This is a genomic window from Mesorhizobium sp. 8 (assembly GCF_006351905.1).
Lineage (GTDB): Bacteria > Pseudomonadota > Alphaproteobacteria > Rhizobiales > Rhizobiaceae > Mesorhizobium > Mesorhizobium composti.
Genome location: NZ_CP040914.1, coordinates 4235880 through 4248352 on the forward strand (window position 1 = coordinate 4235880; position 12473 = coordinate 4248352).

Sequence of the window (12473 nt, forward strand, 5' to 3'; positions counted from 1 at the left end):
GGAGCGACGGGAAGGCAGAGCGTGACGCGTTACGCGAAACCCACCATTCTCAGTGAGGCGCTGGCCTTGCTCGGCGAGCGGCCGTGGCGGCTGTTGGCCGGCGGCACGGATTTCTATCCGGCTCTCGGCAACCGCCCGCTGAAGGAGGATGTGCTCGACATCAACGGACTGGCTGAACTGCGCGGCATCGCCGACAGCGGTGACCATTGGGTCATCGGCGCGCGCACCACCTGGACGGATATCGCCCGCCATCAATTGCCGGCCGCTTTCGATGCGCTGCGACAGGCGGCGCGCGAGGTCGGCTCGCCGCAGATCCAGAACGTCGCCACCGTTGCCGGCAATCTCTGCAACGCATCGCCGGCGGCCGACGGCGTACCGGCGCTGCTTACGCTCGACGCCGAGGTGGAATTGTGCTCGACGGCCGGCGTGCGGCGCCTGCCGCTCGACCAGTTCATCCTCGGCAATCGCCGTACCGCGCTCGGCGCCGGCGAGATGGTTACCGCCATCCGCGTGCCGAAGCGGTCTGCCGTCGGCGGTTCCGCCTTCGTCAAGCTGGGCGCGCGTCGCTATCTGGTGATTTCCATCGGCATGGCGGCCGCTCGCCTGGTGGTGGAAGGGGGCGTTGTCCGCGAGGCGGCCGTAGCGATCGGTGCCTGCTCGGCAGTGGCGCGAAGGCTGGCCGGCGTCGAGGCCGCGCTGCGCGGTATGCCTGTTCCCGCCTTGCGCGATGCGGTTCTGGCGGCACCCATGGACGAGCTTTCCCCGATCGACGACGTGCGCGGCAGCGCTGCCTACCGCATCGAAGCGGCGCGCGAGATCGTCGTCCGCGCAGTGATGGCGGCCGCCGGGCCGGGCGAGGGGAGGCGGGCGGCATGAGCGAAGGGCGCATCGATATCGCCTTCCACGTCAACGGCGCGCCGGTTTCGCTCGTCGTGCCGCCGGTTCGGCGGTTGTCGGCGGTGCTGCGCGACGAACTGCGCCTCACCGGCACCAAAGTTGGCTGCGACGCCGGCGACTGCGGCGCCTGCACCGTGCTGCTCGACGGCGAGCCGGTCTGCGCCTGCCTGACGCCCGCTGCGTCGGTGAACGGCGCGACGGTGACGACGGTGGAAGGATTGGCCAACGGTGCGTTGTCGGCCTTGCAGGCTTCCTTCCTCGCCCATGGCGCGGCGCAATGCGGCGTCTGCACGCCCGGCCTGCTGGTCGCCGGCACGGCGCTGCTGGAAAAGGTACCGCTTCCGAGCGAGGCGCAAGTGCAGGATGCGCTGGGCGGCGTGCTCTGCCGCTGCACCGGCTACCGCAAGATCGTCGCGGCGGTGATGGACGCGGCGGACTACGGTTCAAACGCCGGCGGCATCGATCGCCACCTCCCGGCCTCCGGTCACGCCGTTGGAGCGCGTATTGCCAGACTGGACGGCGTACCCAAGATCAACGGTACCGAAGCCTTTGGCGGCGATTCCTTCCCCGCCGATGCGCTTGCCGTGCTGGTCGTGCGCTCGCCGCATCACCACGCCCGCTTCGTTTTCGGCGATCTTGACGCCTGGGCAAAAGCCAAATCCAGCGTCGTCGGCATCTTCACCGCTGCCGACATTCCGGGCAAAAACTGTTTCGGCGTCATTGCGCCCTTCGCAGACCAGCCGGCGCTGGCCGAAGGCTTGGCACGCTTTCGCGGCGAGGCGGTGGCGCTTGTCGCCGCCGAGCGCGACGCGGTGGCTGGCCTCGACCTGTCGGATTTCCCTGTCGAGTGGACCGAACTGCCAGCCATGCTGCAACCGGCCGAAGCGCAGGCGGACGGCGCATCGCTGATCCATGCCAACCGGCCCGGCAACCTGCTGACAAAGGGCTTCGTCGAGCGCGGCGACCCGGAGGCGGCGCTGGCGGGGGCGGCCGTCGCCGCCACGCAGACAATCGAAACCTCTTATGTGGAGCATGCTTATATCGAGCCCGAAGCCGGCTATGCGGCTTGGGACGGCGACACGCTGACGGTCGTTGCCTGCACGCAGGCGCCCTACATGGACCGCGACGATACGGCAAAGGTGCTCGGCCTTTCACCCGATAAGGTACGCATCGTGCCGACCGCCACCGGCGGCGGATTCGGCTCCAAGCTCGACGTCTCGCTGCAACCGCTGATCGGGCTGGTGGCGATGAAGACGGGCCGGCCGGCGGCGCTTGCCTACACGCGTTCCGAATCCATGATGTCCACCACCAAGCGCCACCCCGCCGTCATGCGGGCCAGCATCGGCGCGGACGCGCAAGGCCGCATCGCCGGCATGGTGTTCGAGGGCGATTTCAACACCGGCGCCTATGCGAGCTGGGGGCCGACCGTGGCGAATCGCGTGCCGGTCCACGCTTCCGGTCCTTACCGCACGCCGAACTACCGCGCCGAGGGCCGTGCCATCCACACCAACGGGCCGATCTCCGGCGCTTTCCGTGGTTTCGGCGTGCCGCAGGCGACGATCATGCAGGAGACACTCTACGACGAACTGGCGGACAGGCTGGGCATCGACCGGCTCACCTTCCGCCTCGCCAACTGCCTGCGCGACGGCGACGAGACCGTCACCGGGCAGAGGCTCGAAGGCGTCGGCATCGCCGCCTGCCTGGAGGCGCTGGAGCCGCATTGGCATCGCGCGCTGACCGAGGCTAAAGCCTTCAACGCCGCGAACGCGGACCTCAAGCGCGGCGTCGGCGTGGCGTCATGCTGGTATGGCTGCGGCAACACCTCGCTGCCCAATCCCTCGACCATCAAGATCGGCATTTCCGCTGCCGGCGAGGTGGTGCTGCATCAGGGCGCCGTCGATATCGGCCAGGGCTCCAATACGGTGATTTCCCAGATCGCCGCCGATGCGCTCGGCCTGCCGCTGGCCGCGATCCGACTGAAGGGCGCCGACACCGCCATCACCCCCGACGCCGGCAAAACCTCCGCCTCGCGCCAGACCTTCGTCACCGGCAAGGCGGCCGAAAAGGCGGCCCGCGCGTTGCGCGAAAAGATCCTGCGCTTCGCCAACGTGTCGGAGGCGGCGCAACTGGCGCTGGAAGCGGGCGTGCTCGTCATCCGCGAAGGGGAAGCCACCCGCCGCATCAACCTCGCCACGCTCGCCGCCGACGCTGATGGCTTGGCCTTCGTCGCGCAGGAGACCTACGACCCGCCGACCCTGCCGCTGGACGAGAAGGGGCAGGGCAAGCCCTATGCCGTCTACGGCTACGGCGCGCAGGTGGCCGAGCTTGAGGTCGACATGAAACTCGGCACGGTGAGGCTGATAAAGATCACCGCCGCGCACGACGTCGGCAAGGCGATCAATCCGCTTCTGGCGGAAGGCCAGATCGAGGGCGGCATCGCGCAGGGCATCGGGCTGGCGCTGATGGAGGAATACATCCCCGGCCGAACCGAGAACCTGCACGACTATCTCATTCCCACCATCGGCGACGTGCCGCCGATCGAAACCATCCTGGTCGAAGTGGCCGATCCGGAAGGGCCGTTCGGCGCCAAGGGTTTGGGCGAGCATGTGTTGATCCCGACCGCTCCGGCGATCCTCAACGCCATCCGCCATGCCACCGGCGTGCTGGTGAAGAAGGTACCGGCGACGCCCTCGCGGGTGCTCGCCGCGATCAGGGCAAAGGGGATGGAAGCATGAGATGTCTTCGCTCAAGGATACCCCCACCCCTAGCCCCTCCCCTCAAGGGGGAGGGGAAGCTGCCGCAAGCCAAGTCCCCCTCTCCCTTGAGGGGAGGGGCTAGGGGTGGGGGTGCCTCGGCAGGCGGGGAGCTCTTATGATGAGCGAACTTTCCGAGCGCTTCGAGACGCATGACCCCGGCGCAAAGAAGGTGGCGGAAAAGATCCGCTGCGATGCCTGCCCGGTCATGTGCTACATCGCCGAGGGCCGCACCGGCGCCTGCGACCGCTACGGCAATGTCGGCGGCAACATCGTGCGCATGGACCCGCTGACCATCCTCGATCACGCCGCCGAGACCGGCGCCGCCGTCGTGCCGTTCGACGACGGCGAGGCGTGGGACGGCGAACTGGTCGACACGCGCCGCCGCTTCGTCTCGGCCATCGGTGCCGGCACCACCTATCCTGATTATAAGCCGGCGCCTTTCATCGTCAGCCAGGAGGTCGAGGGCGTCGATCTGGTGACTGTGGTGACGGAGGGCATTTTCTCCTATTGTGGCGTCAAGGTGAAGATCGACACCGACCGCCATATCGGCGATGAAACGGCCGTCGTGCGCGCCGGCGGCGAGGCGATCGGCCACGTCACCACCGGCGAATACGGCTCGCAGATGCTGTCGCTCGGCGGCGTGCATCACCTCACCGGCGGTTCCAAGCAGGAGGGCCGCGCCACCTGCGACGCCATGCTGGCGCTCTGCAACAAGGAGCCGGTCGAGCTTGCCATCGACGGCGGCGCCACCGTCGTCGTGCAGGCGGGCCGCCCGCCGGTCATCGACGGCAAGGCGGAAAACCGCATGCGCGTCGGCTGCGGCTCGGCCACCATCGGCATGTTCGCCACGCAATGGCGCGGGCTGGTGGACGAGGTGGTGGTGGTGGATGACCACATCACCGGCGTCGTTTCCGAGCATCAGGCCGGCAAGGTGCTGGGCTGGGAGGATACGGGGATAAAAATCCTTGGCCGCCGCTCGACGCCCGGCCGCTATTTCAAGGTGTCGGAGCCGGGGCTGGGCTGGGGCGGCACGACGATCTCCGACCCCTTGTCGATCCTCGGAGAATGGAACGCCAAGAAGGGCGCGCGGCCTGGCCTGTCGCTTCTGATGGTCTCCACTACCGGCGAGCAGTTTTCCTATTACGAGCTGGATGACGATCTGAAGCCGGTCGAAAGGCCGTTTCCCGAGCGGCTGCGCAAGTCCGTCGACCTGATCGAGGACAATTGCGAGCCTGCCCTGTGTACCGTGCTGTTCGTCGGAGGGGCAGGGGGCTCGCTGCGCGCCGGCGTCACCGAGAACCCGGTCAACCTCACCCGCTCCGTGCATAGCCTGCAGACCTACGTCACGGTCGGCGGCGCACCCTGCTATGTCTGGCCGGGCGGCGGCATCACGCTGATGGTCGATGTCAGCCGCATGCCCGACAACGCATTCGGTTACGTACCGACGCCGGCGCTGGTGGCCCCCATCGAATTCACCTTGCGCCGCGACGACTATCTGAGGCTCGGCGGTTACGAGGCCGAAATCCGCAGCGTCGGGGACGTGCTGGCACGCGGCGGCGAGTACCTCAATCCACGCCGCACCGCCGGTGCCCCGGTGGACAATCCGTGGCCGCCGCTGGTGCAGGCGCGGCGGCGCGAGGGGCCGGAGCGATGAACGGCCCGCAGGTGCATTGGCTGGACGACGGGCGGCGACTGCACCTCAACCACGGCCCCATCGACCTGATCGTGGAAGCCTTCGGGGCGGCCGGGGAACGGCAAGCAGCCTATGCGCAGGCGGTCGAGCGCTTCCAGACGATCCTGACCGAACTGGTGGCGGAATTGCCGGAACTGCGTAAGCCGGCTCGCTCACTGACCCCCACCCCTGACCTCTCCCCGCAAGGGGGAGGGGGACTTGGGCGCGGCAGCTTCCCCTCCGCCTTGCGGGGAGGGGTCAGGGGTGGCCAGGCACTCCCGTCGTCGCCTTTCACCGGTCCCACCGCCCGGCGCATGGCGGCCGCCGTCGCCCCGCTGGCCGAAACTTTCATCACGCCGATGGCGGCGATAGCGGGCTCCGTGGCCGACGAAATCCTGGCGGCGATGCTGATCGGACGCCGGCTCGACCGCGCCTATGTCAACAATGGCGGCGATTGCGCTCTGCACCTCGCCGAGGGCCAATCCATGCAATTGGCGATTGCCGGCACCGGCCACGGCCTCGCCGACCGCGTCACGATCCGGGCCGAAGACCCGGCGCGCGGTGTCGCCACCAGCGGCTGGCGTGGCCGATCGTTCTCGCTGGGCATCGCCGATGCCGTCACCGTGCTTGCCCGGACCAGCGCCGGGGCCGACGCGGCGGCGACGATCGTCGCCAACGCCGTCGACCTGCCCCGCCACCCGGCCGTCATCCGACAGCCGGCCTGCGACCTCGCGCCTGACAGCGATCTCGGTGAACGGCTTGTGACCACCGGCGTCGGCGTCTTGTCTCCGACCGAGGTCGGCGCGGCGCTGGAGAGCGGCATGGCCGTCGCCGAAGACTTGCGCCATCGCGGGTTGATCGCGGCGTCGGCGCTGTTTCTTGCCGGGCAATCCCGCATTAGCGGCCCGATATCGCTTCCGGCTGTCTCCCATTCGACAGAAAAGAAAGAACTCGTCCATGCCTGAATTCCCCATCCGCAGGATCGCGGTCCAGATCGAAGACATTTTTCACGAAGGCGGTCCGGTAGCTAGGCAGCCGCGCCGACGCGCCGTCGCCTTCGGCATCGTGAAGAATCCCTTCGCCGGCCGCTACGTCGAAGACCTCCAACCGGCGATGGAGGACCTGAAGCCGCTCGGCCTCGACCTGACCGACCGGTTGATCGCGGCGCTCGGCGGCAACATCGCGGCCATCGACGGTTACGGCAAAGGGGCTATCGTCGGCACCGAAGGCGAGATCGAGCATGGCGCGCTGTGGCATGTGCCGGGCGGATACGCGATGCGCGAACGCCTCGGCCAGGCAAAGGCCATAGTGCCGTCAGCCATGAAGGTCGGCGGCGCCGGCGCCACGCTCGACGTGCCGCTCGGCCACACCAACGCCGCCTATGTGCGCAGCCACTTCGACGCCGTCGAGGTGCGCGCCGCCGATGGGCCGCGGCCGGACGAAATTCTGTTCTGCCTCGCCATGGCCTGCGGCCCGCGCATCCACAACCGCATGGGCGGGCTGGAGGCAAAGGACATCAAGGTCTGGGACGGCCAGCGATGACCGTCGGCCCGGATGGCGGCTATCATCTGCAGGAGCAGATCGGCTTTGTCCTGCGCAAGGCCAACCAGCGCCATCTGGCCATCTTTTCCGCGCGCATCGGCGACCTGACGCCGCCGCAGTTCGCCGCGCTCGCCAAGCTCAAGGAGGTCGGCGAGACCTCGCAGAACCAGCTTGGCAGCCTGATCGCCATGGATGCGGCGACCGTGAAGGGCGTCATCGACCGGCTGAAAGCGCGCGGTCTGGTCGAGATCGGCAAGGACGGCGCCGACAAGCGCCGTCTGCTCGTCAGCCTTACGGCGGAAGGGCGCGACCTGATCGGACGTCTGGTACCGCTCGCCGCCGCGATCACCGGAGAAACGCTGGCGCCGCTGACCCGGCGCGAGGCCGCCACGCTGCTGCGCCTGCTCGGCCGGATCGCCTGAAGCGCCTTCTTAGCCGCCCATGCCGCTGCGCGGCAGCTGGATAAGCTCGCCGAAGCGGGCGCGCAGTTTCTCGTCGACGCTGCGCGGCACGTGGCGCGGGAAACGCTCGGCCAGCACCCGCTTCTTCTCGGCGATGGCCCGCTGGAGAATGTCCGGCTTGCCCTTCTCGTTCCATTCCTTTGGCGAGAAGCGGTCGCCGACAGCCGGATAGAAATATTCGGTCTGCATGAGCCTCAGTGTCTGCTCGTGGCCGAGATAGTGGCCCGGGCCGTTGAGGCAGACGTCGGCGATCGTATCGACCGAGAGCGCCGCGTCCGTCACCTCGATGCCGCGCACGCAACGCTGGCACATGCCCAGCATGTCGTTGTCGATGATGAGGCTTTCGAGACAAAAGCCGAGAAGCGAGGCGTGCATGCCGGCCGATTCATATACGAGATTAAGGCCGGACAGGCCTGCCATGACGTCGGTGATGCCTTTTTCGAAGCCGGACTGGATGTCGGGCAGTTTCGAATCGGCCATGCCGGCGGCCGAGCCACCCGGCAGGTCATAGAACTGCGCCATCTGCGCGCAACAGGCGGTCAGCAGCGCCTGCTCGGCCGAACCGCCCGACATGGCGCCGGTCCTGAGATCCGAGACGAACGGCCACGTGCCGAAGATCGCCGGATGGCCGGGTTTTATCGCGTTGACGTAGATCAGCCCGACCAGCACTTCGGCCACTGCCTGCACCACGGCCCCGGCGATCGCTGCCGGCGCCGTCGCACCTGCCTGTCCGGCCGAGAGCAGCAGGATCGGGATGCCGCCTTCCACGCAGGCTTCCAGCACGCCGCAGGCGTCCTCGGCGAATTTCATCGGCGGCACGACGAAGCAGTTGGAATTGGAGACGAAGGGCCGGGCGCGGAAATTCTCCTCGCCGCCGGCAATCGTATAGAGCATCTCCAGCGCCGGCTTCACGTTCTCGCGTACGGTGAACGACGTGCCGACATGCTTCGACGTGCCCATCACGCAGGCGTAGAGCGTGTTGAAATCCATGTCGAGCGGGTCGGGAATGTCGCGCGGCACCATCGGCCGCTGGAAGAAATGGATGTTATCCAGCCCGTCGACGATGCGGGCGGCGTCGTAGATGTCCTGCAACAGCGATTCGCGATAGACGCGCTTCTCGACATCGACGAGATGAACGGCCGCGCCCGCCGTGCCGTAATGCACGCGCTTGCCCTGGATCACCATGTCGTGCTTCGGGTCCTGGCCGTGCAGCGTGAAATTGCGCGCCGCGCGCTTGATGGTGTCGAGCACGAGGTTGCGCGGGAAGCGCAGGCGCCCGTCCTCGCCCAACGTCGCGCCGGCCTTGGTCAACGCTTCGATGCAGGAGGGAATGGCGTTGGCGAAGCCGACGGTTTCCAGCAGCGTCAGCACCGCCTCGTGGATGCGCTCGAGGTCGTTCTGCGAAAGCGGCGCGTAACGGCCGCCTTCGAGGCCGGCGCGCACCGGCCTGATATCGTCGGCCAGCGGCGCGGCCCGCATGGCACGGCGCGCTTCGCGCCCGCCGGAGCGGCGTGAACGGTGTTCTTCTCCCGGCGCGTCGAGCTTCTCGGCAGTCTCAGACATCACGACAACTCCACCCATGCGGCGAAGCCGGCCGGTAGCGGTTGATCCGCCTTGGTCCAGCTCTGTTCCCGCATCGGACTATGCCGTCATGTCTGGCCCATCAGCATGAGCCAGCCGATTCCGCCGGATGGGCCAGCCCTTGCGTCAGCTGTCGCGCAGCGGAAGGCGATGCTCAGGCGGCCGCCGGTCGGCGCCCCGCTGCCGTCGCAAGCTCCCGTATGCCGGGTTCGATGTGCTGCAGCGCAATCGAGGAAATGCCGAGCCGCATGAAGCGCGACGGCCGGTCGGATCGGTCGAAGAAGCGGTCGCCCGGCTCGATGATGACGCTGCGGCTGGCCGCCGCCGCCGCGAGGTCGCGCGAATCCGTGCCGCGCGGCCCCTCCAGCCACAGCGAGGTGCCGCCGGCCGAATCGGTCGAGCGCCATTCCGGCAGGAAGGCGTCGATCGCATGCACCAGCCGCTTGCGCCTCTCCTCGAACGCCGCCGAAAGCCGGCGCACCAGCGCCTCGTGATGGCCGAGCGAGAGGAACAGTGCCACTGCACGCTGGTTGTTCGCCGGCGGATGGCGCAGCATGAAGCGGCGCAGCGCCCTGAGTTCCGCGATCAGCCCAGCCGAGGCGACGATGTAGCCGAGCCTGAGGCCCGGCGCCAACGTCTTCGACATCGAGCCGACATAGATGACGCGCCCCGAGCGATCGACGCTCTTCAGCGCCTGCTGCGGCGCCTCGTCGAGCAGCTGGCTGTCGTAGCCGTCCTCGATGATGATCTGGTTGTTGCGGTTGGCGCGCGCCAGAAGGTCCTGCCGCCGTTCCGCCGAAAGCGGCACCATGGTCGGACAATGATGGCTGGGCGTGACGAAGACGAAGCCGGAATCGGCCGGAATGGCCGAGGTCACGATGCCGGACTCGTCGACCGGCACCGGCTGCACGTCGGCGCCCGCCAGCTTGAAGATGGAGCGCGCGTCGGGATAGCCGGGGTCTTCCATCGCTACCTTGGAGCCCTTGGTCATCAACAGCGAGGCCAGCATGTAGAGCGCGTTCTGGGCGCCCAGCGTGACGATGATCTCGTCGGGATTGGCGAAGATGCCGCGCCGCGGCAGCAACCGCGCCTGGATCTGCTCAATCAAGAGCGGGTCGTCGCGATCCACCATGTCGGACGCCCAGTTGCGGATTTCCAGCACCGCCAGCGCCATGCGATTGCATTCGCGCCATTCGGCGGTCGGGAAAAGCGCGGGGTCGAACTGACCGTAGACGAACGGATAGGACGACTTGATCCAGTTCTCCTGCTTATTGGGCGGCGGCATGTCGGAGGCGGCGATCTGCCGGCGTGCCTTCCAGTCGATCTCGTTCTGCTGCTCGGGCGACTTCTGCGGCTTGGCCGGCGTGGCGAGCACTTCCGGGTTGACGAAATGGCCGCGCCGCTCGCGCGCCACCAGGAAACCCTGGTCGACCAGCTGCTGAAAGGCGAGCACCACCGTGCCGCGCGCCACGCCGAGCTTCTCCGCCAGGATGCGGCAGGAGGGAAGCGGCATGGACGCGGCGATCTGGCGATCGAGGATGGCGGCGACGATCGCCTGCCTGATCTGCGCCTGCAGCGTCTGGCCCGACTCGGCAGAGATGCGGAACAGGCCCGACCAGATGGCCGTGTCATTACGCTGTGGCATAAAAGCTCTCCTCGATGGTCAGTCTTTTTAATCTTGGTGGACCAGTGGACTGTATGCTTGGCATAAGCCATTGCGCCAATCAATTTTTCTGATTTCTCCGATTTATGCCAATGATCCATCAGCCGGCCCGGGAACCGATCGCGGCCGGTTGAAACGGTTGAAAATTCCGCCGATAGTCCGCGCCCGCCCGCGGCGGGACAAAACCGCGTTACCGGCCTCCCGCCGGTGGCACGCGGTCTGCTAAGTTGCGCCGCAAACCGCTGAGGAGTCCTGCCGTGGATCACAATGCCTTCGCCAAGCAGCTTGCCGCGCTCGGCAGTCACCGCGCCGCCATGAAGATGGACATGCGCGCCGCCTTCGCCGCCGATCCGCAGCGCTTCGACAAATTCTCCGCCACCGACGGCGACCTTTTGCTCGACTGGTCGAAATGCGCGGTCGACGAGGAGGCGATGCGCCAACTCGTAGCACTTGCAGGTGCAGCCGGCGTCGAGGAAAAGCGCGCCGCGATGTTTTCCGGCAAGCACATCAACATCACCGAGGACCGCGCCGTGCTGCACACGGCACTGCGCGACCTCGACGGCAAGGGCCTGCATGTCGACGGGCAGGACGTGAAGGAGGACGTCGAGTCCGTCCTCGCCGCCATGACCGCTTTCGCCGACGCCGTGCGCTCCGGCAAGGCGGCCGGCGCGACCGGCAAGGCGATCACCGACGTCGTCAACATCGGCATCGGCGGCTCCGACCTCGGCCCGGCCATGGCGACGCTGGCGCTGGCGCCCTATCACGACCGGCCGCGCAGCCACTATGTCTCCAACATCGACGGCGCCCATATCCACGACACGCTGAAGGGGCTCGATCCGGCGACGACGCTGTTCATCATCGCCTCCAAGACCTTCACCACGGTCGAGACGATGACCAATGCCGAGACGGCCCGGCACTGGATCCAGGAAAAGCTCGGCAAGGAGGCTGTCGGCCACCATTTCGCCGCCGTCTCCACCGCGCTCGACCTCGTCGCGAAGTTCGGCATCCGGCAGGAGCGTGTGTTCGGCTTCTGGGACTGGGTCGGCGGCCGTTATTCGGTTTGGGGCGCCATCGGCCTGCCGGTGATGATCGCCGTCGGCCCGGAGAACTTCCGCGCCTTCCTGCGCGGCGGCGCCGAGATGGACGCCCATTTCCGCGATACGCCGCCCGAGAAGAACCTGCCCTTCCTGCTCGGCCTCGTCGGCTTCTGGCATCGCGTGGTGTGCAAATATCCGGCCCGCGCCGTCATCCCCTACGACCAGCGCCTGTCGCGCCTGCCGGCCTATCTCCAGCAGCTCGACATGGAATCGAACGGCAAGAGCGTCACCGTCGATTCGAAGCCGGTGACGACGCCGACGGGGCCTCTGGTGTGGGGCGAGCCCGGCACCAACGGCCAGCACGCCTTTTTCCAGCTGCTTCACCAGGGCACCGACATTATCCCGGTCGAGTTCCTCGCCGCTGCCATCGGCCATGAGCCGAACCTGAGGCACCACCACGACCTGCTGCTCGCCAACTGCCTTGCGCAGTCGGAAGCTCTGATGAAGGGCCGCACGCTGGAGGAAGCGCGGGCGCAGATGCTGGCCAAGGGGCAAAAGCCCGATTTCGTCGACCGCATAGCCCCGCAGCGGGTTTTTTCCGGCAACCGGCCCTCGGTCACCATCCTCTACGAGAAGCTCGACCCGCGCACGCTCGGCCGGCTGATCGCGCTCTACGAGCACCGCGTCTTCGTCGAGGGCGTGCTTTACGACATCAACTCCTTCGACCAGTGGGGCGTGGAACTCGGCAAGGAGCTCGCCACGCAGCTGTTGCCTGTCGTGGAAGGCAAGGAGAGTGCCGCAGGCAGGGACGCCTCGACCGCCGGCCTGGTGGGACATATCCGGCGGCTGGGCGCGAAGGGGTGA

At 67.5% G+C, this 12473-nt stretch carries 9 protein-coding genes; 7 read left to right on the forward strand and 2 right to left on the reverse strand.

Going from position 1 to position 12473, the window contains the following annotated elements; genetic code table 11:
• The first annotated feature begins 21 nt into the window (after positions 1-21).
• From FGU64_RS20360 to FGU64_RS20385, 6 genes are all read left to right on the forward strand, one after another.
• A complete protein-coding gene (locus FGU64_RS20360) occupies positions 22-876 on the forward strand; it encodes a xanthine dehydrogenase family protein subunit M (protein ID WP_139954798.1) in 855 nt (284 codons plus the stop codon).
• Positions 873-3632, forward strand: coding sequence for a molybdopterin-dependent oxidoreductase (locus FGU64_RS20365; protein ID WP_139954799.1), 2760 nt, complete (start codon positions 873-875; stop codon positions 3630-3632). The genes FGU64_RS20360 and FGU64_RS20365 overlap by 4 nt, the downstream gene beginning before the upstream one ends.
• A gap of 139 nt (positions 3633-3771) precedes the next feature.
• Complete coding sequence (locus tag FGU64_RS20370) at positions 3772-5307, forward strand: 6-hydroxynicotinate reductase (protein ID WP_139954800.1); 1536 nt, start codon at positions 3772-3774, stop codon at positions 5305-5307.
• Positions 5304-6290, forward strand: a complete 987-nt coding sequence (locus FGU64_RS20375) for a UPF0280 family protein (RefSeq protein WP_139954801.1) — start codon at positions 5304-5306, stop codon at positions 6288-6290. Before FGU64_RS20370 ends, FGU64_RS20375 begins: the two co-directional genes overlap by 4 nt.
• Positions 6283-6867 (forward strand): amino acid synthesis family protein, encoded by a 585-nt coding sequence (locus FGU64_RS20380; RefSeq protein ID WP_139954802.1) that lies wholly within the window; start codon positions 6283-6285, stop codon positions 6865-6867. Before FGU64_RS20375 ends, FGU64_RS20380 begins: the two co-directional genes overlap by 8 nt.
• The gene (locus FGU64_RS20385) at positions 6864-7289 is read left to right on the forward strand and encodes a MarR family transcriptional regulator (RefSeq protein WP_139954803.1); all 426 of its coding nucleotides are present in this window, start codon (positions 6864-6866) and stop codon (positions 7287-7289) included. The genes FGU64_RS20380 and FGU64_RS20385 overlap by 4 nt, the downstream gene beginning before the upstream one ends.
• Before the next feature lie 9 nt (positions 7290-7298).
• Here the strand turns inward: FGU64_RS20385 and FGU64_RS20390 are convergent, their stop codons facing one another.
• Both FGU64_RS20390 and FGU64_RS20395 read right to left on the reverse strand, forming a co-directional pair.
• Positions 7299-8891: a trimethylamine methyltransferase family protein gene (locus FGU64_RS20390; protein WP_139954804.1), complete on the reverse strand. Its 1593-nt coding sequence runs from the start codon at positions 8889-8891 to the stop codon at positions 7299-7301.
• 172 nt (positions 8892-9063) lie between these two features.
• Positions 9064-10554 (reverse strand): PLP-dependent aminotransferase family protein, encoded by a 1491-nt coding sequence (locus FGU64_RS20395; RefSeq protein WP_136358299.1) that lies wholly within the window; start codon positions 10552-10554, stop codon positions 9064-9066.
• Positions 10555-10886: 332 nt separating this feature from the next.
• Between FGU64_RS20395 and pgi the strand changes: the two genes are divergently transcribed.
• Positions 10887-12473: a glucose-6-phosphate isomerase gene (gene pgi, locus FGU64_RS20400; RefSeq protein WP_246671380.1), complete on the forward strand. Its 1587-nt coding sequence runs from the start codon at positions 10887-10889 to the stop codon at positions 12471-12473.